Source organism: Pseudomonas sp. YA1, assembly GCF_058680555.1.
Window position 1 is genome coordinate 95330 of record NZ_JBZWBG010000005.1, and the last position, 25528, is coordinate 120857.

General features: G+C 67.0%; 23 protein-coding genes. 10 read left to right on the forward strand and 13 right to left on the reverse strand.

Annotation, left to right across the window (positions count from 1 at the left end; translation table 11 throughout):
• Positions 1 to 103: 103 nt before the first annotated feature.
• The 3 genes from AC4OR5_RS08465 to AC4OR5_RS08475 all read right to left on the reverse strand — a co-directional run bounded on the left by AC4OR5_RS08465 (position 104) and on the right by AC4OR5_RS08475 (position 3964).
• Entirely contained in the window at positions 104 to 556 is a 453-nt protein-coding gene (locus tag AC4OR5_RS08465; protein WP_003109994.1) for an NfeD family protein, read from the reverse strand.
• A gap of 221 nt (positions 557 to 777) precedes the next feature.
• Positions 778 to 2562 (reverse strand): type IV pilus assembly ATPase TfpB, encoded by a 1785-nt coding sequence (gene tfpB / locus AC4OR5_RS08470; protein ID WP_003096276.1) that lies wholly within the window; start codon positions 2560 to 2562, stop codon positions 778 to 780.
• 37 nt (positions 2563 to 2599) lie between these two features.
• Complete coding sequence (locus AC4OR5_RS08475) at positions 2600 to 3964, reverse strand: CYTH domain-containing protein (protein WP_023107374.1); 1365 nt, start codon at positions 3962 to 3964, stop codon at positions 2600 to 2602.
• Positions 3965 to 4077: 113 nt separating this feature from the next.
• Here AC4OR5_RS08475 and AC4OR5_RS08480 point away from each other — a divergent pair, with 113 nt between their 5' ends.
• The 3 genes from AC4OR5_RS08480 (at position 4078) to argE (ending at position 7324) form a co-directional block, all read left to right on the forward strand.
• Entirely contained in the window at positions 4078 to 4755 is a 678-nt protein-coding gene (locus tag AC4OR5_RS08480; protein WP_003096272.1) for a TIGR00153 family protein, read from the forward strand.
• A 46-nt stretch (positions 4756 to 4801) separates the two neighbouring features.
• Positions 4802 to 6070, forward strand: coding sequence for an inorganic phosphate transporter (locus AC4OR5_RS08485; RefSeq protein ID WP_023092740.1), 1269 nt, complete (start codon positions 4802 to 4804; stop codon positions 6068 to 6070).
• A 99-nt stretch (positions 6071 to 6169) separates the two neighbouring features.
• Positions 6170 to 7324 carry an acetylornithine deacetylase gene (gene argE / locus AC4OR5_RS08490; protein WP_003457770.1) on the forward strand — a complete coding sequence of 385 codons (1155 nt, stop codon included), beginning with the start codon at positions 6170 to 6172 and terminating at the stop codon, positions 7322 to 7324.
• Here the strand turns inward: argE and AC4OR5_RS08495 are convergent.
• A complete protein-coding gene (locus AC4OR5_RS08495) occupies positions 7297 to 7998 on the reverse strand; it encodes a MarC family NAAT transporter (RefSeq protein ID WP_003096266.1) in 702 nt (233 codons plus the stop codon). The genes argE and AC4OR5_RS08495 overlap by 28 nt on opposite strands.
• Before the next feature lie 336 nt (positions 7999 to 8334).
• Between AC4OR5_RS08495 and argA the strand changes: the two genes are divergently transcribed.
• Entirely contained in the window at positions 8335 to 9633 is a 1299-nt protein-coding gene (argA, locus tag AC4OR5_RS08500) for an amino-acid N-acetyltransferase (RefSeq protein WP_003096265.1), read from the forward strand.
• A 42-nt stretch (positions 9634 to 9675) separates the two neighbouring features.
• Here argA and gshA read toward each other — a convergent pair whose 3' ends face one another.
• The 3 genes from gshA to AC4OR5_RS08515 all read right to left on the reverse strand — a co-directional run bounded on the left by gshA (position 9676) and on the right by AC4OR5_RS08515 (position 14206).
• Positions 9676 to 11259 carry a glutamate--cysteine ligase gene (gene gshA / locus AC4OR5_RS08505; protein ID WP_031639614.1) on the reverse strand — a complete coding sequence of 528 codons (1584 nt, stop codon included), beginning with the start codon at positions 11257 to 11259 and terminating at the stop codon, positions 9676 to 9678.
• A gap of 206 nt (positions 11260 to 11465) precedes the next feature.
• Entirely contained in the window at positions 11466 to 11828 is a 363-nt protein-coding gene (locus AC4OR5_RS08510; protein WP_042115369.1) for a PaaI family thioesterase, read from the reverse strand.
• 38 nt (positions 11829 to 11866) lie between these two features.
• Positions 11867 to 14206, reverse strand: coding sequence for a Tex family protein (locus AC4OR5_RS08515; protein ID WP_009878279.1), 2340 nt, complete (start codon positions 14204 to 14206; stop codon positions 11867 to 11869).
• 188 nt (positions 14207 to 14394) lie between these two features.
• On the opposite strand from AC4OR5_RS08515, the gene amgR reads away from it, so the two are divergent.
• Both amgR and amgS read left to right on the forward strand, forming a co-directional pair.
• Positions 14395 to 15138 carry a two-component system response regulator AmgR gene (gene amgR / locus AC4OR5_RS08520; protein ID WP_003096259.1) on the forward strand — a complete coding sequence of 248 codons (744 nt, stop codon included), beginning with the start codon at positions 14395 to 14397 and terminating at the stop codon, positions 15136 to 15138.
• Positions 15139 to 15232: 94 nt separating this feature from the next.
• Complete coding sequence (gene amgS / locus AC4OR5_RS08525) at positions 15233 to 16552, forward strand: two-component system sensor histidine kinase AmgS (RefSeq protein WP_058161024.1); 1320 nt, start codon at positions 15233 to 15235, stop codon at positions 16550 to 16552.
• A gap of 76 nt (positions 16553 to 16628) precedes the next feature.
• Here amgS and AC4OR5_RS08530 read toward each other — a convergent pair whose 3' ends face one another.
• The 3 genes from AC4OR5_RS08530 to rimB form a co-directional block, all read right to left on the reverse strand.
• A complete protein-coding gene (locus tag AC4OR5_RS08530; RefSeq protein WP_023436481.1) occupies positions 16629 to 17552 on the reverse strand; it encodes an LD-carboxypeptidase in 924 nt (307 codons plus the stop codon).
• Positions 17553 to 17742: 190 nt separating this feature from the next.
• Entirely contained in the window at positions 17743 to 18648 is a 906-nt protein-coding gene (gene rimK, locus AC4OR5_RS08535) for a 30S ribosomal protein S6--L-glutamate ligase (protein ID WP_003096254.1), read from the reverse strand.
• 131 nt (positions 18649 to 18779) lie between these two features.
• Entirely contained in the window at positions 18780 to 19280 is a 501-nt protein-coding gene (rimB, locus tag AC4OR5_RS08540) for a retropepsin-like aspartic endopeptidase RimB (protein WP_003109986.1), read from the reverse strand.
• A gap of 143 nt (positions 19281 to 19423) precedes the next feature.
• Between rimB and AC4OR5_RS08545 the strand changes: the two genes are divergently transcribed.
• The gene (locus AC4OR5_RS08545) at positions 19424 to 19819 is read left to right on the forward strand and encodes an RNA-binding S4 domain-containing protein (protein ID WP_003136003.1); all 396 of its coding nucleotides are present in this window, start codon (positions 19424 to 19426) and stop codon (positions 19817 to 19819) included.
• A 37-nt stretch (positions 19820 to 19856) separates the two neighbouring features.
• Here AC4OR5_RS08545 and AC4OR5_RS08550 read toward each other — a convergent pair whose 3' ends face one another.
• Positions 19857 to 20660: a phosphatase PAP2 family protein gene (locus tag AC4OR5_RS08550; protein WP_003109984.1), complete on the reverse strand. Its 804-nt coding sequence runs from the start codon at positions 20658 to 20660 to the stop codon at positions 19857 to 19859.
• 112 nt (positions 20661 to 20772) lie between these two features.
• Between AC4OR5_RS08550 and hslO the strand changes: the two genes are divergently transcribed.
• Positions 20773 to 21666: an Hsp33 family molecular chaperone HslO gene (hslO, locus tag AC4OR5_RS08555; protein WP_003109983.1), complete on the forward strand. Its 894-nt coding sequence runs from the start codon at positions 20773 to 20775 to the stop codon at positions 21664 to 21666.
• A 115-nt stretch (positions 21667 to 21781) separates the two neighbouring features.
• Positions 21782 to 23323, forward strand: coding sequence for a phosphoenolpyruvate carboxykinase (locus AC4OR5_RS08560; RefSeq protein ID WP_003123676.1), 1542 nt, complete (start codon positions 21782 to 21784; stop codon positions 23321 to 23323).
• A gap of 57 nt (positions 23324 to 23380) precedes the next feature.
• Here the strand turns inward: AC4OR5_RS08560 and AC4OR5_RS08565 are convergent, their stop codons facing one another.
• Positions 23381 to 23737: a type 1 fimbrial protein gene (locus AC4OR5_RS08565; protein ID WP_017001318.1), complete on the reverse strand. Its 357-nt coding sequence runs from the start codon at positions 23735 to 23737 to the stop codon at positions 23381 to 23383.
• A gap of 253 nt (positions 23738 to 23990) precedes the next feature.
• Between AC4OR5_RS08565 and AC4OR5_RS08570 the strand changes: the two genes are divergently transcribed.
• Positions 23991 to 24593: a nitroreductase family protein gene (locus AC4OR5_RS08570; RefSeq protein WP_058161025.1), complete on the forward strand. Its 603-nt coding sequence runs from the start codon at positions 23991 to 23993 to the stop codon at positions 24591 to 24593.
• A gap of 14 nt (positions 24594 to 24607) precedes the next feature.
• Here the strand turns inward: AC4OR5_RS08570 and AC4OR5_RS08575 are convergent, their stop codons facing one another.
• The gene (locus AC4OR5_RS08575) at positions 24608 to 25516 is read right to left on the reverse strand and encodes a LysR family transcriptional regulator (RefSeq protein WP_058161026.1); all 909 of its coding nucleotides are present in this window, start codon (positions 25514 to 25516) and stop codon (positions 24608 to 24610) included.
• Between the last annotated feature and the right edge of the window lie 12 nt (positions 25517 to 25528).

Sequence of the window (25528 nt, forward strand, 5' to 3'; positions counted from 1 at the left end):
TTACATCAGATCGCGTTTGCCGTCCCGGAGTTCCAGCGGGGATGACCGTCCGGTCGCTTTTTCCGCTGCCGTACAGCCCCCGCCGGCCGGGAGCTACAGCGATTCAGGGCGCGGCAGGCTCGACGTGCAGCAGGGCGCCGTCCTGGCCGGTGACCCGGACCAGGGCGCCGCGCGGCAGGTCGGGACCGCTGACCAGCCACAACGCGTCCTCGACGCGCAGCTCGCCGAGCCCGCCGACGATCGCCCGGTGCAAGGGAAAGGTGCGGCCGAACAGGTCGTCGCCGCGTCGCTGCAACCCTGGCGTTTCCTCGACGCTACCGGCCTTGCGGCGACGGCGTCGATGCAAGGCGGCGACCAGCCCGGAGAGCAGGACGAACAGCCCTACCTGCCAGGGCCAGGCCAGTCCCGGCAGGAGCGCGCCGAGCGCACCGACACAAGCGGCGGTGAGGCCGACCCGCAGCAGATAGCCGCCGGCACCGAAGATTTCCAGGAGCAGGAGGACGGTACCGAAGGCCAGCCAGTCCCAGAAGTCCAGGCGTAGCAGCAGGATTTCCATCGGCCGGCCCTCAGCGCCGGCTCGGCGGCCGGCCGAGCCACATCGGGCCAGGGACGCCGCTCGCGGCTCGCCGCAGGTGCGGTGCGCCGGGGCTGGGGAGCGTCGGCGCGGGGACGGCGGGGGGAGCGCTCGTCATCGTCTACATCCTTGTCTGTGGGCCTGGCAGGCCCGTCCGGCGTTGTGCCGTGCAACCGTCGGAACTCCGCCGACGGGATGTGCCGCTACTTCTGTTCGCTCTGCGGGGTCACCCGCAGTACTTCCTCCAGCGTACTGATACCCGCGGCGACCTTCTGCGCGCCGGACAGGCGCAGGCTGCGGGTGCCTTCTTTGTACGCCTGGCGGCGCAGGGCGACCAGGTCGGTGTCGGCGGTGATCAGTTCTTTCAGGCTATCGCTGAGCAGCATGATTTCATAGACGCCGGCGCGCCCGCGATAGCCGGTGTCGCGGCACTCCAGGCAACCCACGGCCTGGTGCGCGCCGCTGGGCGGCGGGGCGCTCCAGGGGCGGGTCAGTTCGTGCCAGTCGCTGTCCGCCAGTTGCATCGGCGCCTTGCAGTGCGGGCAGAGCGTGCGCACCAGGCGCTGGGCCATGACCCCTAGCACCGTGGCGCGGATCAGGTAGTAGGGCACGCCCAGTTCGAGCAGGCGGGTGATCGCCGTGGGCGAGTCGTTGGTGTGCAGGGTGGAGAGCACCAGGTGCCCGGTGAGCGCCGCCTGGATCGCCATCTCGGCGGTCTCCAGGTCGCGGATCTCGCCGACCATGATGATGTCCGGGTCCTGCCGCAGCAGGGCGCGTACGCCGCTGGCGAAGGTCAGGTCGATGTTGTGCTGGACCTGCATCTGGTTGAACGAGGGCTCGATCATCTCGATCGGGTCCTCGATGGTGCAGACGTTCACCTCGTCGGTGGCCAGTTGCTTGAGCGTGGTGTAGAGCGTGGTGGTCTTGCCCGAGCCGGTGGGGCCGGTGACCAGGATGATGCCGTTGGGTTGGCTGGTCATGCTCTGCCAGCGGCGCAGGTCGTCGGCGGAGAAGCCGAGCTGGTCGAAGCTCTTGAGCAGCACCTCGGGGTCGAAGATGCGCATCACCATCTTCTCGCCGAAGGCGGTGGGCAGGGTCGACAGGCGCAGCTCCACCTCGGCGCCGTCCGGGGTCTTGGTCTTGACCCGGCCGTCCTGCGGCTTGCGTTTCTCCGCCACGTTCATCCGTCCCAGCGACTTCAGGCGGCTGACCACCGCCATGGTCACCTGCGGCGGGAACTGGTAGACGTTGTGCAGCACGCCGTCGATACGGAAGCGCACGGTACCCTGCTCGCGGCGCGGCTCGATGTGGATGTCGCTGGCGCGCTGCTGGAAGGCGTACTGGAACAGCCAGTCGACGATGGTGACGATGTGCGCGTCGTTGGCGTCCGGCTCCTGGTCGGCGGCGCCGAGGTTGAGCAACTGTTCGAAGTTGCCGACGCCGCTGATCTTCTGGTCCGGCGAGGTGGCGCCGCTGACCGAGCGGGCCAGGCGGAAGAACTCGACGGTGTAGCGCTGGATGTCCGCCGGGTTCGCCACCACCCGCTTGATCGGTCGCTTGAGCACATGCACCAGGTTGCTTTCCCAGCCCTGTACGAAGGGCTGGGCGCTGGCGATGGTGACTTCCTCCGGGCTCAGCGCGACGGCGAGGATGCCATGGCGCTGGGCGAAGGCGTAGGACATCAGCGGAGTCACCGCGGCGACGTCGATCTTCAGCGGGTCGATGCGCAGGTAGGGCTGGCCGGCGTACTCGGCCAGCCACTGGGTGAGGGTCTCCAGGTCGAGCTTGCGTCCGGGGCGCTTGAGATCCTCGACCTGCTGCGCGGCGAGGAACTCCAGCGGATGCTGCTGGTTGCGCACCGCGCTGCGGCGGATCGCCAGGCACTGTTCGGCCTGCTCCTGCCCGACCCGGCCCTGGGCGACCAGCTCGCGGAGCAGGTCGCCGAGGTCCAGCAGGCGGTCCTGGGCGGCGGTGGCGAACACGGACATGCAGACTCCCTTCGGATGATGGCGGTAGCGGCGAAGCTTATTTCATCAGCGCCTTCCAGGGTTTGAGCGTCAGCACAGTATGGGCCTGCGTGGCGCGGGCAGCCAGGCGCTCGGCATCGACAGGTTGCCGCAGCAGCTCCAGCAACTTGGCCAGTTCGCCGTAGAGGCGGTCGGCTTCCGGCAGGTCGAGCACGCCGCGCGCCAGGCGCAACCAGGTAAGCATGCGCTGCAGGCGCGGCGCTTGGTCGGGGAGCAGCTCGGGATGCTGGTGGGCGCGCGCCAGCGGCGTGGCCTGGGCTTCTTCGGCAAGGCTGCGCAGCAGCCACTTGCCCAGCGCGGCGGCGCCCTGGCGGTTGCCGCGCTCGTTGCGCGACTCGGTCCAGGCCTTGGCCAGCAGCCAGCGCGAGGCATTCAGGGAGAACAGGCCCCAGCGGGTCTCGTCGAGTTCGCCGCGGAACAGTTGTGGCGCCTGCTGGCGTAGCGTCTCGTCGTCACGGCCGCGCTCGATGCGCGGCGCCCAGTCGGCGAGGAGAGCGTCCAGCGCTTCGCGCAGCTCGCGACTGCTGGCGCGTGGCACCGCCTGGCCGAGGCTGCCGAGCAGGGTACGCAGGTCCTGCAAGTGTTGCAGCCAGTCCTCCAGCAGGCGCCAGTGGCCGTTGAAGCGATACTGCTCGGCCAGTCGCTGGCTGCTGCCGAGCAGGTACCAGGCGATGGCGGCGAAGGCACCGTCCAGCGGGGTTTCCGCCAGCAGTTTCTGGGCCGGGGGATCGACCTCGTAGCTGTTCGGGTCGAACAGGCGGTAGCCGCGCTCGGCCTTGCTGATGTCGCAGGGCATCAGCGGCAGGTCGGCGGCCAGTTCCGCGGCCAGCTCGAGCAGCGCGGCGGCATCGCCCTGGCGCAGTTCCAGCTCCAGTTCGCAGATTTCCTCTTGGTTGTCGCCGGCGACCACCTTGCCCAGGTCGAGCGCCGCCTCCACGACTACCCTGGCCTTGCCGCGGCCCCAGGCGATCTCGGCGCGCTGGCGGACGAAGTCGGTGCTGAAGATCGGCTTGAGCTGCTTCTTGTCGAGGTCCTTGAGGGCCGCCGGCCAGCACTTGTCGTCGAGTTTCTTCAGGTCGAGCTTGTTCTTTTCCAGGTACCAGTCCCACTCGTTGCGTTCGGACAACCCGGCCACGCTCTGCCCGCGGCTCTTCAGCGTCTGGATGTACTGCTCGCCGTCGCGGCGCATGCGCAGGGCGACCTTGGCCCGGGCCAGCTCGCGGTCGGGGGTGTCGTAGTACTGGTTGTACAGTTCGCGGCGCTCCCAGCCCGATTTGTTGCGTTTCTTCAGCAACGGGTGCTCCTGCAAGGCTTCCAGGGTGGCGCGGCTGACGCGGAGTTTGATTTCGGTTTCTTTCTGCATGGGGCGATGTCCGGCTCGGGACGCCAGGCGTCCGCGGGTGAAGGTGTTCCAGATCAAAGGCGCGCGGGGTGGGTGGCCTATACTTTTCGGCATTTCCACCAGGGAGGCGTTCCATGCCGACCAATCCGTTCATCAGCCTGTTCGGCCGTTCGCCGATCGGGCCGATGCAGCAGCACATCGCCAAGGCCCACGAATGCGCGGCCGGCCTGTTGCCGTTCTTCCGCGCGGTGATCGCCGAGGACTGGGCGCAGGTCGAACAGGTTCAGCAGGACATGGTGCGACTGGAGCAGGAAGCCGATCGGCTGAAGAAGAACGTCCGGATGCACCTGCCCAAGAGCCTGTTCCTTCCGGTGCCGCGCTCCGATCTGTTGGAGCTGCTCAGTGTACAGGACAAAGTCGCCAATCGCGCCAAGGACATCGCCGGGCTGATGCTCGGCCGGCGCATGCGCATCCCGCTGCCGCTGCAGGGCCAGATGCTCGCCTACGTGCAGCGCTCGGTGGACGCTAGCGCCCAGGCGTTGCGGGTGGTCAACGAACTCAACGAACTGCTCGAGACCGGCTTCGGCGGGCGCGAGACCAGTCTGGTGGAGAGCATGGTGGAGGAACTCGAGGCGATCGAGAACGACACCGACCGCATCCAGGTCGAGGTGCGTCGCGAGCTGTTCCGCCTGGAAAGCGAGCTGCCGCCGGTGGACGTGATGTTCCTCTACCAGATCATCGAATGGATCGGCGATGTCGCCGACCGCGCCCAGCGGGTCGGCAACCGCCTGGAGCAATTGCTGGCGCGTTGAGCGCCAGGTTTCTTTCCGCCTTCTGCCCGCATACGGATCCCCGCCCATGTCCCTGATCGCCGACCACGGCTTCGCCTTCCTCGTACTCGCCTGCCTGTTCGGTTTCTTCATGGCCTGGGGCGTCGGCGCCAACGACGTCGCCAACGCCATGGGCACTTCGGTGGGCTCACGGGCGCTGACCATCCGCCAGGCGATCCTGGTGGCGATGGTCTTCGAGTTCTGCGGTGCCTACTTCGCCGGCGGCGAGGTCACCGAAACGATCAGGAGCGGCATCGTCGATCCGCAGTACATGACCCCCGACCTGCTGGTCTTCGGCATGCTCTCGGCCTTGCTGGCCGCCGGGGTCTGGCTGTTGCTGGCGACGATCAAGGGCTGGCCGGTGTCGACCACCCACTCCATCGTCGGCGCGATCATCGGCTTCGCCTCGGTCGGGGTCTCGGTGCACGCGGTGCACTGGGGCGCGATCGGCCCGATCGTCGCCAGTTGGGTGGTGACGCCGGTGCTGTCCGGGCTGCTCGCCTTCGCCCTGTTCAGGAGCGTGCAGTGGCTGGTACTGCATGCCGAGGACCCGTTCCGCAGCGCGCGCCGCTACGTGCCGCTGTACATGTTCCTGGCGGGCTTCATGGTCGCGCTGATGACCGTCGGCAAGGGCCTGAAGCATGTCGGCCTGGAGCTTTCCGGCCTCCAGACGCTGGGTCTGGCGTTGCTCGCCGGCGGCCTGGTGATGGGCCTGGGCATCGTCCTGCTGTTGCGCATCCGACCCACTGGCGGAGCCGATCCGCGTGGCGGCTTCGCCAGCGTCGAGCGGGTCTTCGCGGTGCTGATGATCTTCACCGCCTGCTCCATGGCTTTCGCCCATGGCGCCAACGACGTGGCCAACGCCATCGGCCCGGTGGCGGCGGTCGTCGCGGTGGTCCAGGCCGGCGGCGACCTGGATCTGGTGAGCCGTTCGCCGGTGCCGTCCTGGGTACTGCTGCTGGGCGCGGTGGGCATCGTCATCGGCCTGGCTACCTATGGCTACCGGGTGATCGCGACCATCGGCCGGGAGATCACCGAGCTGACCCCCAGCCGCGGCTTCGCCGCCGAGCTGGCGACCGCCTCCACGGTGGTTGGCGCCTCGGCCATCGGCCTGCCGGTGTCCACTACCCATACCCTGGTCGGCGCGGTGCTCGGCATCGGCATGGCGCGCGGTATCGGCGCGCTCAACCTGCGGGTGATCGGCTCGATCTTCCTGTCCTGGGTAGTGACCCTGCCGGCCGGCGCGTTGCTGGCGATCCTGTTCTTCCTGGTCCTGCGCGCGCTGTTCGGTGCCTGAGCGCGGTCTTCGTCGGCTGGCGCAGGCGGAACCGGAACGGACGGTTTTATCCACCGCCGCGATAGGCCATGATGGGGCTCGATCCGTGTGGAGAGTCCCATGCCGTTGCCGTCTCTGAAAGACCAGTTCGGCGCGCTGATCGCCGCGTCTTCCGTCAGTTGCACCCAGCCCGAGCTGGACCAGACCAACCGCCCGGTGGTCGACCTGCTGGCCTCCTGGCTGGGCGATCTAGGCTTCCGCTGCGAGATCCGGGAAGTCTCGCCGGGCAAGTTCAACCTGCTGGCCAGCTACGGCAGCGGTCCCGGCGGGCTGGTGCTGGCCGGCCACACCGATACCGTGCCCTACGACGAAGCGCTGTGGAGCAGCGATCCGCTGCGCCTGGACGAGCGCGACGGCCGCTGGTACGGCCTCGGCAGTTGCGACATGAAGGGCTTCTTCCCGCTGGCCATCGAGGCCTTGCTGCCGCTGCTCGACCAGCCGTTCCGCCAGCCGCTGATGATCCTCGCCACCTGCGACGAGGAAAGCTCGATGGCCGGCGCCCGTGCCCTCGCCGAAAGCGGGCGACCGCTGGGTCGCGCCACGGTGATCGGCGAGCCGACCAACCTGCGGCCGATCCGCCTGCACAAGGGGGTGATGATGGAGCGCATCGAGATTCTCGGGCAGAGCGGCCATTCGTCCGATCCGAACCTCGGGCGCAGCGCACTGGAGGCGATGCACGCGACCATCGGCGAGCTGATGGCGCTGCGCGGGGAATGGCAGCAGGCCTGGAACAACCCGCAGTTCAGCGTGCCCCAGCCGACCCTGAACTTCGGTTGCATCCACGGCGGCGACAATCCCAACCGCATCTGCGGCCAGTGTTCGCTGGAATTCGACCTGCGCCCGCTACCCGGCATGCAGCCCGAGCAGTTGCGCGAGGCGATCCGCCAGCGCCTGCGGCCGCTGGCCGAACGGCACCAGGTGAGCATCGACTACCAGCCGCTGTTCCCTGCCGTGCCGCCGTTCGAACAGGCGCAGGACAGCGAACTGGTACGCGTCGCCGAACGCCTGACCGGGCATCGCGCCGAGGCCGTGGCGTTCGGTACCGAGGCGCCGTATTTCCAGCGCCTGGGCAGCGAGACCCTGGTCCTCGGCGCCGGCGACATCGCCTGTGCCCACCAGCCCGACGAGCACCTCGAACTGGCGCGTATCGAACCGATGGTCGGCGTGCTGCGCCGGCTGATCCAGCATTACTGCCTGACGCCCGCCGCCGACTGAAGCGCGGCGTGGCCGGCGACCAGCTCGAAGCCGCCGTTGATGACGAACTGTACGCCCATCGCCACCAGCAGGAAGCCGACCACTCGCGAGATGGCGTCGATCCCGGATTCGCCGAGGAACTTCATGATGCGCCCGGAGCTTTGCAGGGCGATCCAGAAGATCAGCGCGGTGAGCAGGGTGACGGTGATCGCCGCGAGGTGGATGAACAGCGGAATGCTTCCGTAGGTGGATTGCAGCGTCGACGCCGAGCTGACCACCAGGGCGATGGTCCCCGGCCCCGCGGTACCCGGCAGGGCCAGCGGAACGAAGGACAGGTCGCGGAAGTGCGGGGTGATCTTTTCCTCGTCCGACAGCAGGTCGTGCTGGACTTCGGTCTCGTCCGGCGTGGTGGCGGGGAACAGCATGGTGAAGCCGATATAGGCGACGATCAGCCCGCCGGCGATGCGCAGGCCGGGAATGGAGATGCCGAACACCTGCATCACCAGGCTGCCGCCGTAGAAGCTGACCAGCATGATCAGCGCCACGTAGAGGCTGGCCTTGAATATCTGCCGGTTGCGCTCCGCCGGCGGCAGGCTGCCGCCGAGGCCGAGCAGCAGTGAGACGCTGGTCAGCGGGTTGGCCACCGGGAGCACGGCGAGCAGGCCGACCAGGACGTGATGGAAGTATTCGCTCATGGATTTTCCTCGTTCGCGTGGGTGCGCGCCGGACGGCACGGCGAACGAGGCAGCCTAGCGAAAAAGCGCTGCGCGAGTTAACCGGGGTTTTCGGATAGTTTTTTTCAGAAATAGTGGTAAAACGGTTCGTTCCGGCCCCAGGCCCCGTACCATGGTCGAATCCCGCGGCCGGGGGGCCGCCGAGGGTTTAAACTCGCGCGTGATCCATCCGTCTCGTTAACCAGAAAGTGAGGAGAAGCCTGTCGATGTTGCTGCGACGACGATAACGGCGCCCTTCGGGCCGTCCCGGCCGCTCACGCTTTGCTCTCGCTCACGAAACGACAGGCTTTCCCCACCATGCCCGACTACGTCAACTGGTTACGTCACGCTTCGCCCTACATCAACTCGCACCGGGACCGCACCTTCGTGGTCATGCTCCCCGGCGAAGGGGTGGAGCATCCCAATTTCGGCAATATCGTCCACGACCTGGTCCTTCTCCACAGCCTCGGCGCGCGCCTGGTGCTGGTGCACGGTTCGCGCCCGCAGATCGAGGCGCGCCTGGCCGCGCGCGGCCTGGCTCCGCGCTATCACCGCGACCTGCGAGTGACCGATGCGCCGACCCTGGAATGCGTCATCGACGCCGTGGGTAGCCTGCGCATCGCCATCGAGGCGCGGCTGTCGATGGACATGGCCGCCTCGCCGATGCAGGGCGCGCGCCTGCGGGTCGCTGGCGGCAACCTGGTCACCGCGCGGCCGATCGGCGTGGTCGAGGGTGTCGACTACCACCATACCGGCGAGGTCCGTCGCATCGACCGCAAGGGCATTGGCCGCCTTCTCGACGAGCGCAGCATCGTCCTGCTCTCGCCGCTGGGCTACTCGCCGACCGGGGAAATCTTCAACCTGGCCTGCGAAGACGTGGCCATGCGCGCCGCCATCGACCTGGAAGCGGAAAAGCTGATTCTCTACGGCGCCGAACAGGGCCTGCTGGACGCATCCGGCAAGCTGGTCCGCGAACTGCGCCCGCAGCAGGTGCCCGCGCACCTGCAACGGCTGGGCAACAGCTACCAGGCCGAGCTGCTGGACGCCGCGGCGCAGGCCTGCCGGGCCGGGGTCAAGCGCAGCCATATCGTCAGCTACACCGAGGACGGCGCGCTGCTCAGCGAGCTGTTCACCCGCACCGGCAACGGCACCCTGGTCGCCCAGGAGCAGTTCGAACAGTTGCGCGAGGCGGGCATCGAGGACGTTGGCGGGCTGATCGAGCTGATCCGCCCGCTGGAAGAGCAGGGCATCCTGGTACGCCGTTCCCGCGAGGTGCTGGAACGCGAGATCGAACAGTTCAGCATCGTCGAGCGCGAAGGGCTGATCATCGCCTGCGCCGCGCTCTATCCGATCGCCGATTCCGAGGCGGGCGAGCTGGCCTGTCTGGCGGTCAACCCGGAGTACCGCCACGGCGGGCGTGGCGACGAACTGCTGGAGCGGATCGAGGAGCGCGCGCGCGGACTCGGCCTGAAGACCCTGTTCGTGCTCACCACGCGGACCGCGCACTGGTTCCGCGAGCGCGGCTTCCAGCCCAGCAGCGTAGAGCGGCTACCGGCGGCGCGGGCCTCGCTGTACAACTTCCAGCGCAATTCGCAGGTATTCGAGAAGAGCCTGTGATCCGCCGGCGCGTCCCTGGGCGCAGGGGCGCGCCGGCTTGGCTCAGTTGCTGATCAGGCCGAGGATGCTCGCCTGGTAGGCGGCGACGAAGGTATCGAAGTCGCCATCCTGGTCGCGTTCCAGCTCCGTCTGTTCGGCCAGGGACTCGCTGGCCATCTTCTCGAAGCGCGCCTGCTCTTCGGCGGCCAGCGGATGCTGGCGGAAATACTCCGCGTGTTCGCGGCTCTGGCGCAGGGAGAACGCTTCGAAGCTCTCGCCGCGCTCGCGCATGACTCTCAGCACCTGCGCCGAAGGCGTCAGTTCCGCATCGGCCACCTTCGCCCGCTGCGCCGCCAGCGCCGCCGCGTGGGCTTCGCCGCCGCGTGCGCGGTCGAGCAGCGCCGCGGTGTCGGCGATTCGTTCGAGCAGCTCGTTGGCCCAGACCTTCAATTCCACCGGCTGGCCGCGACGTTGCAATTGCAGGCCCGGCCGCCTGCCTTCCTTGACCACGGCGAGGAAGTTGTCGGTGGCGTCGCTGCACTCGCCATTCAGCAGCGGGCTGTCGCTGAACGCGCAGAACAGTAGGAAGGCGTCGAGGAAGCGCGCCTCGTCCAGGTCGATGCCCAGCGGCAGGAACGGGTTGATGTCCAGGCAGCGCACTTCCACGTACTGCACGCCGCGAGCGGCCAGGGCCTGCACCGGACGCTCGCCGGTGTAGGTGACGCGCTTTGGCCGGATGCTCGAGTAGTACTCGTTCTCGATCTGCAGGATGTTGGTGTTCAGCTGCACCCATTCGCCATCCTGCTTGGTGCCGACCTTCTCGTAGGGCGGGTAGGGCGTGCTGACCGCCTGGCGCAGGCTGTCGATGTAGCTCTGCAGGTCGTTGTAGCAGGGCGTCAGGCCGGCCTGGGCGTTGTTCTGGTAGCCCAGGTCGCTCATCCGCAGGCTGGTGGCGTAGGGCAGGTAGAGCGTGTGTTCGTCGAGGCGCTCCAACTGGCTCGGGCGGCCACGCAGGAAGCCGGCGTCGAGGGCCGGCGAGGCGCCGAACAGGTACATCAGCAGCCAGCTGTAGCGGCGGAAATTGCGAATCAGGGCGATGTAGGCGGCGGACTGGTAGTCGCGTTCCGATAGCTCGCTGCCTTCGGCCTGGCGCAGCAGCGGCCAGAGCCTCTCCGGCAGGGAGAAGTTGTAGTGGATGCCGGCGATGCACTGCATGGTCTTGCCGTAGCGCAGCGCCAGGCCCTTGCGGTAGACGTACTTCAGGCGGCCGATCATCGAGCTGCCGTAGCGGGCGATCGGGATGCTCTCCTCGTCCGGCAGCTCGCAGGGCATCGATGGGCTCCACAGGTATTCGCCGTCCAGCTTCGAACTGGCGAAGCGGTGGATGCGCTCGAGATCGGCCAGAGTGTCGGCGACGTCGGTTTCCGTGGGCGTGATGAACTCCAGCAAGGCCTCGGAGTAGTCGGTAGTGATCTGTGGATGGGTCAGGGTCGAACCCAGGGCCCGGGGGTGGGGGGTGAGCGCCAGCTTGCCGTCGCTATCGACTCGCAGGCATTCGCGCTCGATGCCATGCAGGCACTCGGTCAGCAGGGGCAGGTTGGCTGCGGCGCCGAGCAGAGCCAGGCGGCGGGAGAGAAGATCGCTCAAGTCGGGATTCCTTGTGATCGCGTCCCAGATCGGTCGCCCCAATATGAGGGTGGACCGAGCGGTCTACAAGAGGGAGGACGTAAATGCGTTTTCGCTTCGTCCGGGGGCCGGTCGCCGCGCCTTCGGCGGGAGCCGTCGAGGCGGGCGCCCGGCACGGATCGGGATCGCCGTTGCGCGCCATTCTGCCGCATGGCGGCCGCGCCGGTTTACAACTGGGCGAAGGTGCCTTGTCCTTTCGCGACCAGCTTGTCGCCTTGCCGCACCTCGGCTTCCACCACCAGGCTGCGGCGCCCGGCATGGAGTACGCGGGCGACGCAGCGTACCTCGCCGTCGGCGACGGCGCGGATGTAGTTGATCTTGCATTCCAGGGTGACGCTCTGGCGGTCGAAACCATGGGAACTTGAGCAGGCCAGCCCCATGGTCACGTCCATCAGCGAGAACAGCGCGCCGCCGTGCATGACCCCGCCGCGGTTGCGCAGGTGCGCGGCCATCGGCAGGCGTACCTCGGCGACTCCGTCGCCGAGGCTGACCGGGTCCAGGCCGACCAGTTCGCTGTAGGCGCTGATCATCTGCTCGCGGGCGGGCATCTCGCTCATGGACGGCTCCGTCACTTCTTCTTCAGTTGCTTGGCGTTGGCGAACAGCGCGGCCATGGCGTTGTTCGCCGGCGGCGCGCTCTGTCCGCGCGGGGCGCCACGCTCCTGGCGCGGCTGGCCGCTGCCGGCGGGACGCCCGCCGCGCTGGCCTTCGACCTTCTCGCCGGGGGTGTCGCTCATGCGCATGGACAGGCCGACACGGTTGCGCGGGATGTCCACTTCCATGACCTTGACCTTGACGATGTCGCCGGCCTTGACCACTTCGTACGGGTCCTTGACGAACTTCTCGGACAGCGCCGAGATGTGCACCAGGCCGTCCTGGTGGACACCGATGTCGACGAACGCGCCGAAGTTGGTGACGTTGGTCACCACGCCCTCCAGGACCATACCCGGCTTGAGGTCCTTGAGGCTCTCGACGCCTTCCTGGAACTCTGCGGTCTTGAACTCCGGACGCGGGTCGCGGCCGGGCTTGTCGAGTTCCTTGAGGATGTCGGTGACGGTCGGCAGGCCGAAGGTCTCGTCGGTGAACTTCTTCGGGTCGAGGCGCTTGAGGAACGCCGAGTCGCCGATCAGCGAGCGGATGTCGCGCTCGGTGTCGGCGGCGATGCGCTGCACCAGCGGATAGGTCTCCGGGTGCACCGCCGAGGCGTCCAGCGGGTTGTCGCCGTTCATCACGCGGAGGAAGCCGGCGGCTTGCTCGAAGGTCTTCTCGCCCAGGCGGCTGACTTTCTTCAGCTCGTCGCGGGTGCGGAACGCGCCGTTGGCGTCGCGGTGCGCGACGATGTTCTGCGCCAGCGTCGAGTTGAGGCCGGAGATGCGTGCCAGCAGGGCGGCGGAGGCGGTGTTGACGTCGACGCCGACGGCGTTCACGCAATCCTCGACCACCGCGTCCAGGCTACGCGCCAGCTTCAGTTGGGACACGTCGTGCTGGTACTGGCCGACGCCGATCGACTTGGGCTCGATCTTCACCAGCTCCGCCAGCGGGTCCTGCAGGCGGCGGGCGATGGACACGGCGCCGCGCAGGGACACGTCCAGCTCGGGGAACTCCTTCGCCGCCAGTTCGGAGGCGGAATACACCGATGCGCCGGCTTCGCTGACCATGATCTTGGTCAGCTTCATGCCCGGATACTTCTTGATCAGTTCGCCGGCCAGCTTGTCGGTCTCGCGGCTGGCGGTGCCGTTGCCGATGGCGATCAGCTCGACCTGGTGCTTGGCGCACAGCGCGGCGAGCACGGCGAGGGTCTGGTCCCACTGGTTCTTCGGCGCATGCGGGTAGACGGTGGCGGTGTCCAGCAGCTTGCCGGTGGCGTCGACCACCGCGACCTTGACCCCGGTGCGCAGGCCCGGGTCGAGGCCGAGGGTGGCGCGCGGGCCGGCCGGGGCGGCCAGCAGCAGGTCGTGCAGGTTGCGCGCGAACACGCTGATCGCCTCGTCCTCGGCGCCGTCGCGGAGCTCGCCGAACAGGTCGGTTTCCAGGTGGGTATAGAGCTTGACCTTCCAGGTCCAGCGCACCACCTCGGCCAGCCACTTGTCGGCGGCGCGGCCCTGGTTGGACAGGCCGAAGCGCTCGGCGATCATGACCTCGCATGGGTGCAGGGTGCCCGGCGCTTCCTCGCCGACCTTCAGCGAGGCGCTGAGGACGCCTTCGTTGCGTCCGCGGAAGATCGCCAGGGCGCGGTGCGACGGGGCGCTTTTCAGCGGCTCGTCGTGTTCGAAGTAGTCGCTGAACTTGGCGCCTTCCTGTTCCTTGCCGGGGACCACGCGGGCGGTCAGGGTCGCTTCGTTCTTCATGAACACGCGCAGCTTGTCGAGCAGCGTGGCGTCTTCGGCGAAGCGCTCCATGAGGATGTACTTGGCGCCTTCCAGCACCGCCTTGACGTCGGCGAAGCCTTTCTCGGCGTCGACGAAACGCGCGGCCTCGCTTTCCGGGACCAGGGTCGGGTCGTCGAACAGTGCGTCGGCCAGCGCGCCGAGGCCGGCTTCCAGGGCGATCTGGCCCTTGGTGCGGCGCTTCTGCTTATAAGGCAGGTAGAGGTCTTCGAGACGGGTCTTGGTGTCGGCGAGCTTGATGTCGCGGGCCAGTTCGGGGGTCAGCTTGCCCTGTTCCTCGATGCTGGCGAGGATCGCGCCGCGGCGTTCTTCCAATTCGCGCAGATAGCGCAGGCGCTCTTCCAGCATGCGCAACTGGGTATCGTCGAGGCTGCCGGTGACCTCTTTGCGGTAACGGGCGATGAAGGGAACGGTGGAGCCTTCGTCGAGCAGGGCGACGGCAGCGGCGACTTGCTGCGGTTGAACGCGGCCGGAGGGCAGTGCGGAGAGCTCTTCGGCGATACGGGTGTTGATGCTGTCCATTGATCCACCTGGTGAAACGAACGAAAACGGGCCGTGTAGACAACGCCCCGCCGCAAAAGCGCCGCATTATACCTGCCAAGTTTCGCCTTGGAGGGCGGCTGGTCGGGGAAAAATCTGCTAACAATGGACAGTCCGGCCCAGCCGCTACCTGGGCGATAATGCCCGCCTGACTCATTCTGGGAGTTTCTATGTCGAACCCTGCCGCCCTGGCCGAAGGTGAAAAGATCCTCGTCGTCGACGACGACGCCCGCCTGCGCCGCCTGCTCGAACGTTTCCTCGACGAGCAGGGCTACCGCGTCCGCGCGGTGGAGAACACCGAGCAGATGGATCGCCTTCTATCCCGCGAACTGTTCCAGCTGGTTGTGCTCGACCTGATGCTTCCCGGCGAGGACGGCCTCACTGCCTGCCGCCGCCTGCGCGAACAGAACAACCAGGTGCCGATCATCATGCTCACCGCCAAGGGCGACGAGGGCAGCCGCATCCAGGGCCTGGAACTGGGCGCCGACGACTACCTGGCCAAGCCGTTCAACCCGCGCGAACTGCTGGCGCGGATCAAGGCCGTGCTGCGCCGCCAGGCGCCGCTGGTGCCCGGCGCGCCTGCCGGTGCCGACGAGGTGGTGACCTTCGGCGACTACCAGCTGTTCCTCGCCACCCGCGAACTGAAGAAGGGCGACGAGGTACACATGCTGACCACCGGCGAGTTCGCCGTGCTCAAGGCCCTGGTGCAGCACGCCCGCGAACCGCTGACCCGGGACAAGCTGATGAACCTCGCCCGTGGCCGCGAGTGGGATGCCCTGGAGCGTTCCATCGACGTGCAGATCTCGCGCCTGCGCCGGCTGATCGAGCCGGACCCGTCCAAGCCGCGCTATATCCAGACGGTCTGGGGCGTCGGCTACGTGTTCGTGCCGGACGGCAACGCGCGCAAGGCCTGAGTCTCCGCGCGGCCGGTGCAGCGATGCACCGGCCGCGTCGTCTTACCCGCAACAGGCGTCGGCCCCGTCCGCCGGCGCGCAACCGGTCCGATCGATGAAAACCCCGCTCTGGTTCCCGCAAAGCTTCTTCGCCCGCACCCTCTGGCTGGTGCTGATCGTCGTGCTGTTCTCCAAGGCGCTGACCCTGGTCTACCTGCTGATGAACGAGGACGTGATCGTCGACCGCCAGTACAGTCACGGCGCGGCGCTGACCATCCGCGCGTTCTGGGCTGCCGACGAGGAGTCGCGTGCGGCCATCGCCAAGGCTTCCGGCCTGCGCTGGGTGCCGAGCAGCGCCGACCAGCCCGGCGAGCAGCACTGGCCGTACACGGAAATCTTCCAGCGGCAGATGCAGATGGAACTGGGGCCGGACACCGAGACCCGCCTGCGTATCCACCAGCCGTCGCAGCTCTGGGTGCGCGCGCCGAGCCTCGGCGAAGGCTGGCTGGCGGTGCCGCTGTATCCGCATCCCTTGCGTGGCCAACGGATCTGGAGCGTGCTCGGCTGGTTCCTCGGCATCGGCCTGCTCTCCACCGCCGCCGCCTGGATCTTCGTCCGCCAGCTCAGCCAGCCGCTCAAGCGCCTGGTGGTCGCCGCCCGCCAGTTCGGCCAGGGGCGCAGCGTGCGTCTGCCGCTGGGGCCGGAGACGCCGAGTGAAATGGCCGAGGTGTATCGCGCCTTCAACCAGATGGCCGAGGACATCGAGCAGGGCGGGCGCGAACGCGAATTGATGTTGGCCGGTGTCTCCCACGACCTGCGCACCCCGCTGACACGCCTGCGCCTGTCGCTGGAGTTGCTGCCGGAGAGCGAACGGGAGATGGTCGAGGACATGGTCCGCGACATCGAGGACATGGATGCGATCCTCGACCAGTTCCTCGCCTTCATCCGCGACGGCCGCGACGAGCCGGTGGAGGAGGGCGACCTGACCGATCTGGTGCGCGAGGTGGTGGCACCGTTCAACCAGACTCGCGAGCAGGTGCGCATGGCCTTGCAGCCGGTACCGGCGATGCCGTTGCGGCGGGTGTCGATGAAGCGTCTGCTGGGCAACCTGATCGACAATGCCCTGAACCACGGTGGCGGCTCGGTGGAGGTGGCCAGCTACGTGGCCGGCGAAAGCGCGGCGCCCTACGTGGTGCTGAGCGTGCTCGATCGCGGCCAGGGCATCGATCCCGCGGAAGTGGACAGCATCTTCAATCCCTTCATCCGCGGTGACAAGGCGCGTGGCGGCAAGGGCACCGGCCTCGGCCTGGCGATCGTCAAGCGCATCGCCGCCCAGCACGGCGGCAGCGTCGAACTGCGCAACCGCGCTGGCGGCGGCCTGGAGGCGCGGGTCTGCCTGCCGCTGGGGTTGCTGCTGCCGCGCGGCGCGGCCTGATACCCGACGGGTTTGCGCCGTTCCAGCGGCACTTCCCGCCCCCTCTCGCGCTTACGGAGAGGGGCGCGCCCCGTCCCTACCAGCGCAACCGGTTTCCCTCGAGCACCGCGGTCTTCCCGTAAGGCCAGGCCCGGTTCTGCGCACCATGCCCGCTGGGCAGGTGGTGGTAGAGCGGCACCTCGATGGCGGCGGCGTATTCGCCGAAGATCCGCTCCAGGCTGTGGGCGACTTCCTTGCGCGGGCAATCGGTGAACGAGCCCAGGCAGATCGCGCCGAGCTGGCGCGCATCGATGCTTTCGAGCAATTGCCAGAGGCTGCGCTCCAGGCGGTAGTAGGGTTCGCCGACGTCCTCCAGGACCAGAATCGACCCCGCCGGGGCGTGCAGGCCGCCGAGGGTGCCGGCCATGCAGGCCAGGGCGGTGAGGTTGCCGCCGATCAGCGCGCCTTCGACGCGTTGCTTGTGTCCGCCGAGGTGCTGCACCGGGAGTTCATGGTCGACTCCGGCCAGCAAGCGGCTGACCGAGGCCAGCGAGGCTAGCCGCTCCTGCTGCTCGCGGGGGGCGCTCAGCGGCGACAGACCGAGTCCGGTGGCCACCGGGCCGTGGATCGCAGGCAGGCCGTGGCGGTGGAAAGTGCTGAGCAACACCGAGATGTCGGAGAAACCGATCAGTGGCCGCGGCGAGGCCGTCTGCAGGCGCCCCCAGTCCAGGCCCGGCAGCAACTGGCCGCAGCCGTAGCCGCCGCGCAGGCACCAGACCGCGGTGATGTCCGGCATGTCGAAGGCGTTGTGCAGGTCTTCCAGGCGCTGCTCGACCGTCCCGGCGAGGTAGCGGTAGCGGGCTTCGACGTGGCGGCCGAGATGGTAGTCCACGCCGTGCACTTCCAGTTGCCGCAGGGTCGCCTCCAGCACGTCGGTGGCGATGGCCGAGGCTGGCGCGATCAGCGCCACCCGGCCGTCGATGGGCTGCCAGGTCTGGTCGGAGGAGGGACGAGGGGTCATGCGGCGATTCCGTGAAGCGTCAGGAAAGGATTCGAGTGCCGGAAGAGCCCGGGGTTCGGCGGGGTTTCCGGCATCGGTTGCGGCGGTGCTTCATTCAAGCGTGGCATGGACCTTCTGTCGAGGCCGGGATCGCCGGCGTAACGCGGTGCGTCCGATGCGCCGGGACAACGCATGTGTTGTCTGGTCCGGCTCACCCCTTTCCCTTCGTCCTGGCCAGGTGGGGGCCGCCGTTCTTTTCCAGGTACTGGATGATGATCCCGGCGATGTCCTTGCCGGTGGTGGATTCGATACCTTCCAGGCCCGGCGAGGAGTTCACCTCCATTACCAGCGGACCATGGTTGGAGCGCAGGATGTCCACCCCGGCGACGTTCAGGCCCATCACGCGGGCGGCGCGGATGGCGGTCATGCGTTCTTCCGGGGTGATCTTGATCAGGCTGGCGCTGCCGCCGCGGTGCAGGTTGGAGCGGAACTCGCCGGGCGCTGCCTGGCGCTTCATCGAGGCGATCACCTTGTCGCCGACCACGAAGCAGCGGATGTCGGCGCCGCCGGCTTCCTTTATGTACTCCTGGACCATGATGTTGTGCTTGAGCCCCATGAAAGCCTCGAGCACCGATTCGGCGGCCTTCTCGGTTTCGCAGAGGACCACGCCGATGCCCTGGGTGCCCTCCAGCAGCTTGATCACCAGCGGTGCGCCACCGACCATCTCGATCAGGTCCGGGACATCGTCCGGGGAGTGGGCGAAGCCGGTCACCGGCAGGCCGATACCCTTGCGCGACAGCAGTTGCAGCGAGCGCAGCTTGTCCCGCGAGCGAGCGATGGCGACCGACTCGTTGAGCGGGAACACGCCCATCATCTCGAACTGGCGCAATACCGCGCAGCCGTAGAAGGTCACCGAGGCGCCGATGCGCGGGATCACCGCGTCGAAGCCCTCCAGCGGTTGTCCCCGGTAGTGGATCTGCGGCTTGTGGCTGGCGATGTTCATGTAGGCGCGCAGCGTATCGATGACCACCATTTCATGGCCGCGCTCCCGCCCGGCCTCCACCAGGCGACGGGTCGAGTAGAGCCGGGGATTGCGCGACAGCACGGCGATTTTCATTCAGCACCTGTGGATGGGTTGGACCGGCTGGCGGGCAGCGGCGGCGAGGCTGTGGGTTGTCGTCGCGGCAGGCATCGGACCGGCCGTTTCGGGAATGGATGGAGGTTGGACAGGTGCTGCCGGCGAATGGCTCAAACCGGACTCCCGTCGAGCAGGTTGATGCCCGTCGCCGCGGGCAGGGCGGCCGGCGACTCGGGACGATCCTGGACGTAGGCCAGGGCCGGGTTGACCACCAATTGCCCGGCGATCAGCGCCTTGGAGCCGAGCAGCACGCGATAGCGCATGGACTTGCGGCAGGCCAGGGTGAACTCTACCGGCCACATGCGATCGCCCAGCGCCAGGGTGGTGCGGATCACGTAGCGGGTCTGGGCCTGGCCGTTGGAACTGCGAATGGTCTTGCGCGCGACCATCGGCGCTTCGCAACGGTGCCGGCGCTGCACCAGCGTGCCGAGGTGGGCGGTGAAGCGCACCCACTTCTCGCCGTCGCGCTCGAAGGGAACGATGTCCGAGGCATGCAGGCTGGAGGTGCTGGCGCCGGTGTCGATCTTCGCGCGCAGCCCGACCATGCCCAGTTCGGGAAAGGCGATCCACTCGCGCAGACCGATGACGGAAAGCTGGTCGAATGTCTTCACGGGTAGGCATTCCAGGCGTTTTGCCGGCATTCTAGCAGGGCTATGGGCGGCCGCCAGACGGCTGCCCGAGGATGCCGAAGACGAACCTAGCGGCTGTCGATGACAGTCGCGAGACAACGGCGGAACGGATACGGGAAATGCCAGTGAGCGAGAAAGACGACGACAAGGTGCGCCTGGACAAGTGGCTCTGGGCGGCGCGCTTCTTCAAGACCCGGGCGCTGGCCAAGGCCGCGATAGAGGGTGGCAAGGTGCATTGCCGTGGCGAGCGGTGCAAGCCGAGCAAGGAACCCAGGGTAGGGGAGGAATTGACCATTCGTACGGGCTTCGACGAGCGAACCGTGACCATTCGCGCGCTTTCCGTAGTCCGTCGTGGTGCGCCGGAGGCCCAGGCTCTCTACGAGGAAACCGCGGACAGCGTGGAAAGCCGCGAGCGCGCGGCGGCCATGCGCAAGGCCGGGGCGCTGGGCGTACAGACAGAGGGGCGGCCGAGCAAGAAGCAGCGGCGGCAGATCCACCAGTTGCGCGGCGGCCAGGACTGAGAAGCGCCGGTCTCCCGCAGGGGAGACCGGGATGGCCTCAGGCCGAGTCGCGGACCACGCCGAGGCGGCCGATCAGCGGCAATTTCGCCAGCAGGCGGAACAGCGGTTCGGTCACCTGCACCAGCCAGCCGCTGGCCTTCGCCGCCAGCGGTGTGTAGCAGCCCCAGGCGAGGGCCAGCAGGGCCATCTGCAGGCCGCCGATGTAGTCGTCCTGGCCCCAGTGCGCGCCGGCTACCAGGCGCGGCAGCATGAACAGCACGGCCAGGGTCCAGATCAGCAGGAACTGCCCGGCGCGGCGGGCGAACAGCGACATGAACAGCGCCCAGACCAGCAGCACCGAGGCGTGGTCGCCGGGGAAGCTGCGCTTGGAGCGGTCCTTGATTTCCCACACGCGTTCCCAGTCCGGGAAGTGGTCGCTGAGGTGGATGGCCTTGTCCATCAGCATCGACAGGCTGGCGTGCTGCCAGTGCAGGTGGTGGGCGATCTTGGCGTAGAGCACGCGGATCACCACCAGGATCAGCAGGGTCACGATGAAGCCGAAGGTCAGTCGCCGTACCTGGTTCGCCGGCAGCAGCCAGTCGCCGCGAATCAGCAGGCAGAGCAGGATCACCCCGACCACCGCGTCGAACGGTCGGGTACTGAGCAGGCCCCAGAGTTTCAGCCAGGTTTCGTTGAGGGCGAGGGAGCCGTTGAGCTTGTCGAAGAGCCAGAAGTCGAAGCCGTTCATCAGCTCGCGGGTGGGGCCCCAGAGCCACAGGATCAGCAGCAGGAGCGCCAGAAGATGACAGGTGGCGAACTTGCGCCATTGCCAGGCCGCTTGGAACGGAGAGGCATTATCCATAAAATCGTTTCCCCCTATCGGCGCCGGGTCGGCGTACGACTGTCACGAAGCGCGCTTTTATAGGCCTTTGTCACTCACTTGTCATTCCCTCATTCGTAGCGTTGTGTCCCGCATGTCCCATTCAGATCAGAGCCAGCGTTTCCTTTTCGACGATACCGACGTGCGCGGCGAGATGGTCGATCTCGAGCGTAGCTACAGCGAAGTGCTGGCCAAACATCCCTATCCGGAACCGGTCGCGCAACTGCTCGGGGAGATGCTCGCGGCGGCCTCGCTGCTCTGCGGCACGCTCAAGTTCGACGGCCTGCTGGTATTGCAGGCGCGTTCCAGCGGCGCGGTGCCGCTGTTGATGGTGGAGTGTTCCAGCGACCGCCAGGTGCGTGGCCTGGCCCGCTATTCGGCGGAATCCATCGGCGCCGACGCCGGCATGCAGGAACTGATGCCCGAAGGCGTGCTGACCCTCACCGTGGACCCGGTCAAGGGCCAGCGCTACCAGGGGATCGTCGCCCTGGAGGGGGTGAACCTGGCGGAATGCCTGTCCAACTACTTCGCCAGCTCGGAACAGCTGCCGACCCGTTTCTGGCTCAACGCCAACGGCCGCCGCGCCCGCGGCCTGCTGCTGCAGCAGCTTCCCGCCGACCGCCTGAAGGACCCCGAGGCCCGCGAGGCCAGTTGGCAGCACCTGACCACCCTGGCCGACACGCTGACCGCCGAAGAGCTGCTGGCGCTGGACAACGAGACCGTCCTGCACCGCCTCTACCACGAGGAAACCGTGCGCCTGTTCGAGCCGCAACCGCTGGTCTTCCATTGCAGTTGCTCGCGGGAACGTTCGGCCAACGCCCTGGTCAGTCTCGGGCAGGCCGACTGCGAGCGGCTGCTCGAGGAGGAAGAAGGCTCGATCACCATCGACTGCCAGTTCTGCAACCAGCGCTACCTGTTCGACGCCTCCGACGTCGCCCAGTTGTTCGCTGGCGCTGGCAGCCAGGGGCCTTCCGAGACCCGCCACTGACGATTTTTCATCCAGCGGGCTTTTCTGGCATAATCCCGCCACTTTTTTCCTGTAGTGAGTTTTTTGAAGCGCTACGAAGTTTGGAGGACTCGGCCTCTGGCCGACGGGGAACCACATGACGCAAGCCAACAACGCCGTGTACACCGATATCAGCGCCGCCCAACTGGTAGAAGAAGCCATTCGCCGCGGTGAGGGCGAACTGGCCGCCAACGGCTCGCTGGTCGTACGCACCGGCCATCGTACCGGCCGTTCGCCGGTCGACCGTTTCATCGTCGAAGAGCCGAGCACCAAGGACGCGATCGCCTGGGGCAACATCAACCGTCCGTTCCCGGCCGACAAGTTCGATGCGCTGTGGGCCCGCGTGGAAGCGTTCAACAACGCCCAGGACCATTTCGTTTCCCATGTTCATGTAGGTTCCGCCGAGGCTTACTACCTGCCGGTGAAGATGACCACCGCTACCGCCTGGCAGAATCTGTTCGGCCGTTGCCTGTTCATCGAGCCGGAGCAGTACAACCCGGCCGGCAAGGACGAGTGGCAGGTCCTCAATGTCGCCAACTTCGAATGCGTGCCCGAGCGCGACGGCACCAACTCCGACGGTTGCGTGATCCTCAATTTCGCCCAGAAGAAAGTGCTGATCGCAGGCATGCGCTATGCCGGCGAGATGAAGAAAGCCATGTTCTCGGTGCAGAACTTCCTGCTGCCCGAGCGCGACGTGCTGCCGATGCACTGCGCTGCCAACATCGGCGAAGCGGGCGATGTGACCCTGTTCTTCGGCCTGTCCGGCACCGGCAAGACCACCCTGTCCGCCGATGAAAGCCGTTACCTGATCGGTGACGACGAGCACGGCTGGGGCGAGGGCGTGGTGTTCAACGTCGAAGGCGGTTGCTATGCCAAGTGCATCGACCTGTCCGAGAAGAACGAGCCGGTCATCTGGAAAGCCATCAAGTTCGGCGCCGTGCTGGAGAACGTGGTTCTCGACGAAGAGCGTGTGCCCGACTACGCCGACGACAGCCTGACCCAGAACAGCCGCGCCGCCTACCCGCTGGAGCACGTCGAGAAGCGTTCGGAGAAGAACCTCGGCGGTGAGCCCAACGCGGTGATCTTCCTGACCTGCGACCTGACCGGCGTACTGCCGCCGGTATCGATCCTGAACAACGAGCAGGCGGCCTACCACTTCCTGTCCGGCTACACCGCGCTGGTCGGCTCCACCGAGATGGGTTCCGGCGGCGGCATCAAGTCGACCTTCTCCACCTGCTTCGGCGCTCCCTTCTTCCCGCGTCCGGCCGGTGTCTACGCCGAGCTGCTGATCAAGCGTATCAAGGCCTTCGGCTCCAAGGTCTACCTGGTCAACACCGGCTGGACCGGCGGTGGCTACGGCGTCGGCAAGCGCTTCAACATCCCGACCACCCGTGGCGTGATCGCGGCGATCCAGAGCGGCGCGCTGATCGGCGCGGAAACCGAGCACCTGGACATCATCAACCTGGACGTGCCGAAGGTCGTTCCGGGCGTCGAGACCAATCTGCTCAACCCGCGCAATACCTGGGCCGACAAGGCTGCCTACGACGAGGCGGCGAAGGGCTTGGCCAAGCAGTTCATCGAAAACTTCAAGAAATTCGAGGTTTCCGACGCGATCAAGGCCGCCGGCCCGCAGCTGTAAGCCACGTTTCGGCACCATGAAAAAACCGCCTTCGGGCGGTTTTTTCATGTCCGGACGTCAGGGGTAGGTGACGGTGATCAGGTAGTTGCCGGAGCGACGACCGCTTCCGGCCAGCTCATAGCGCGCCGAGAAATCCCTTTCCCCGAGGACCAGGTCGCTGGGTTGCAGGTGTTGCACCTCGCCGGTCTTCATCGAGCGGATGCTGACTTCCGCGGTGCGCGCCTGCATGGGACAGCCACTGAGGTGGAAGCTGCCCTTGGCCTCGCCTTGTCTGGAGGCATTCATCGAGCACGGCGGCTCGACGATGGCGCCGGTGAAGCGGATGACGCCGCTGATGCTGCCGGGGGCGGCGAACAGGTTGCTGGAAGTTCCTACAAGAAGACCGAACAAAGCCAGTTGGCCCATCCTGTTCATGAGCTTACTCCTACGTGAGTTCATCCTTATTTTTCTGCGTTCGTGCGTCCCGGGAGGGGCCCTCTCCCAGGCGCTGGCATTGGAGTGGAATATAGGACAATTCCTAAAGAAAATTCCTTCCTAGGAATAGTCCTAGTCCTGATTCTGTAAGTAGCTGCTGTGGGGCTGCGTCGGATTTATTGAAGTCTGGTTTATCTTCTCGCCAATGCCCTAGAGTGGGCGCCCCTTTGTTCCCTCGCAGTGGATTTCCCCCATGCATATCGAAGACGCCGTTCGTAGTCGCCGTGCCATCAAGGGCTACGACTCATCCTTCAGCCTGACTCGCGAAGAGAAGGACCATCTCCTGGACCTGGCGCTGCATGCGCCTTCCGCCTTCAACCTGCAACACGTGCGGCTGGTCGAGGTCAGCGATCCGCAATTGCGCGCGCAGTTGCGTGAAGTGGCCTGGGACCAGGCGCAGGTCACCGACGCGGCGATGCTGGTGGTGGTGTGCGCCCAGCTCGACAGTTGGGAGCGCAACGCGCAGCGGGTCTGGGACGGTGCTCCCGAGGCGGTACAGGCGTTCATGGCAGGCGCCATCGACACCTACTACCGCGGCAAGCCCCAGGTACAGCGCGACGAAGCCATGCGCAGCTGCGGCCTGCTGGCGCAGACCCTGATGCTGGTCGCCCGCGGCCAGGGCCTGGATTCGTGTCCGATGGATGGTTTCGACTTCGATGCCGTGGCCCGGCTGATCAACCTGCCGGACAACCATGTGATCGGCCTGATGGTCGCGGTCGGAAAAAAGGCCGTGGAACCCGGGCCGCGCAGCGGCAAGCTGCCGCGGGAAGAACTGGTCATTCGCGACCGCTTCTGACTGCCCGGATTCCCCTAGTCCGGTCCGGCGGCCCCGACCTGGCGGATCTGTTCGACCAGCCATTGCAGGGCGATGTCGCGTTCGCGCTGGGCCAGGAACACCAGTTCCAGGTGGAAGGGGCCCAGGTCGAACGGCAGGTCGAACGATTGCAGGGGCAGCAATCGTTCGAAGTAGTGCGCCAGTTGTCGCGGCAGGACGCCGACCAGGTCGCTGTACGCGGCGATGTGCGCTGCCTGCAGGTAGTTCGGTGTGGTGTAGGCCACTTGCCGCTTGAGCCCCTGGCTGCCCAGCCATTGGTCGACCATCCCCTTGGTCTGCCCGCCATGCACCCACAGGTGCTGTAGCTCCAGAAAGGTGGCCAGGTCGGGAGCCTGCGCCAGCAGCGGGTGCTGACGTCGGGCGACCAGTTGCAGGGTCTCGCTGGCCCAATGGCGGCGCTGGAAGCGCGCCGGGACGTTTTCGAAGCGGCCTAGCACCAGGTCCAGTTCGCCTTTGTCCAGCGCCTCGGCCGGCAAGGTCGGGGTCAGGTGCTGGATGGCGATGGAGATTCCCGGCGCCCGCTCGCTCAGGCGGCGCATCAGGGCGGGCATGCAGATCAGTTCGACGTAGTCGGTCACCGCTACGGTGAAGCGCTGCCGGCTGCGCCCCGGATCGAAGCCCTCGCCGTCGGCCAGGCTCTGTTCGATCTGCCGCAGCGCCGCGCGAATCGGCGCTTCCAGCGCCAGTGCCCGGGGCGTCGGCTGCATCGCACGACCGGCGCGGACCAGCAGCGGGTCGTCGAGCAGCTCGCGCAGGCGATTCAGCGCATTGCTCACTGCCGGCTGGCTCAGCGCCAGGCGCTCCGCCGCGCGCGAGACGTTGCGTTCGCGCAGCAGGGCGTCGAGGACGCGTAGCAGGTTGAGGTCGAAGGTTTGGATATTCATTGCCTGAATTCC

Excerpts from the sequence above, each read along its gene's own strand:
- AC4OR5_RS08465 (WP_003109994.1), bottom strand. The coding sequence starts at position 556 with ATGGAAATCCTGCTGCTACGCCTGGACTTCTGGGACTGGCTGGCCTTC.
- tfpB (WP_003096276.1), bottom strand. The coding sequence starts at position 2,562 with ATGTCCGTGTTCGCCACCGCCGCCCAGGACCGCCTGCTGGACCTCGGC.
- AC4OR5_RS08475 (WP_023107374.1), bottom strand. The coding sequence starts at position 3,964 with ATGCAGAAAGAAACCGAAATCAAACTCCGCGTCAGCCGCGCCACCCTG.
- AC4OR5_RS08480 (WP_003096272.1), top strand. The coding sequence starts at position 4,078 with ATGCCGACCAATCCGTTCATCAGCCTGTTCGGCCGTTCGCCGATCGGG.
- AC4OR5_RS08485 (WP_023092740.1), top strand. The coding sequence starts at position 4,802 with ATGTCCCTGATCGCCGACCACGGCTTCGCCTTCCTCGTACTCGCCTGC.
- argE (WP_003457770.1), top strand. The coding sequence starts at position 6,170 with ATGCCGTTGCCGTCTCTGAAAGACCAGTTCGGCGCGCTGATCGCCGCG.
- AC4OR5_RS08495 (WP_003096266.1), bottom strand. The coding sequence starts at position 7,998 with ATGAGCGAATACTTCCATCACGTCCTGGTCGGCCTGCTCGCCGTGCTC.
- argA (WP_003096265.1), top strand. The coding sequence starts at position 8,335 with ATGCCCGACTACGTCAACTGGTTACGTCACGCTTCGCCCTACATCAAC.
- AC4OR5_RS08510 (WP_042115369.1), bottom strand. The coding sequence starts at position 11,828 with ATGATCAGCGCCTACAGCGAACTGGTCGGCCTGGACCCGGTCAGCCTC.
- AC4OR5_RS08515 (WP_009878279.1), bottom strand. The coding sequence starts at position 14,206 with ATGGACAGCATCAACACCCGTATCGCCGAAGAGCTCTCCGCACTGCCC.
- amgR (WP_003096259.1), top strand. The coding sequence starts at position 14,395 with ATGTCGAACCCTGCCGCCCTGGCCGAAGGTGAAAAGATCCTCGTCGTC.
- amgS (WP_058161024.1), top strand. The coding sequence starts at position 15,233 with ATGAAAACCCCGCTCTGGTTCCCGCAAAGCTTCTTCGCCCGCACCCTC.
- AC4OR5_RS08530 (WP_023436481.1), bottom strand. The coding sequence starts at position 17,552 with ATGACCCCTCGTCCCTCCTCCGACCAGACCTGGCAGCCCATCGACGGC.
- rimK (WP_003096254.1), bottom strand. The coding sequence starts at position 18,648 with ATGAAAATCGCCGTGCTGTCGCGCAATCCCCGGCTCTACTCGACCCGT.
- AC4OR5_RS08550 (WP_003109984.1), bottom strand. The coding sequence starts at position 20,660 with ATGGATAATGCCTCTCCGTTCCAAGCGGCCTGGCAATGGCGCAAGTTC.
- hslO (WP_003109983.1), top strand. The coding sequence starts at position 20,773 with ATGTCCCATTCAGATCAGAGCCAGCGTTTCCTTTTCGACGATACCGAC.
- AC4OR5_RS08560 (WP_003123676.1), top strand. The coding sequence starts at position 21,782 with ATGACGCAAGCCAACAACGCCGTGTACACCGATATCAGCGCCGCCCAA.
- AC4OR5_RS08565 (WP_017001318.1), bottom strand. The coding sequence starts at position 23,737 with ATGAACAGGATGGGCCAACTGGCTTTGTTCGGTCTTCTTGTAGGAACT.
- AC4OR5_RS08570 (WP_058161025.1), top strand. The coding sequence starts at position 23,991 with ATGCATATCGAAGACGCCGTTCGTAGTCGCCGTGCCATCAAGGGCTAC.
- AC4OR5_RS08575 (WP_058161026.1), bottom strand. The coding sequence starts at position 25,516 with ATGAATATCCAAACCTTCGACCTCAACCTGCTACGCGTCCTCGACGCC.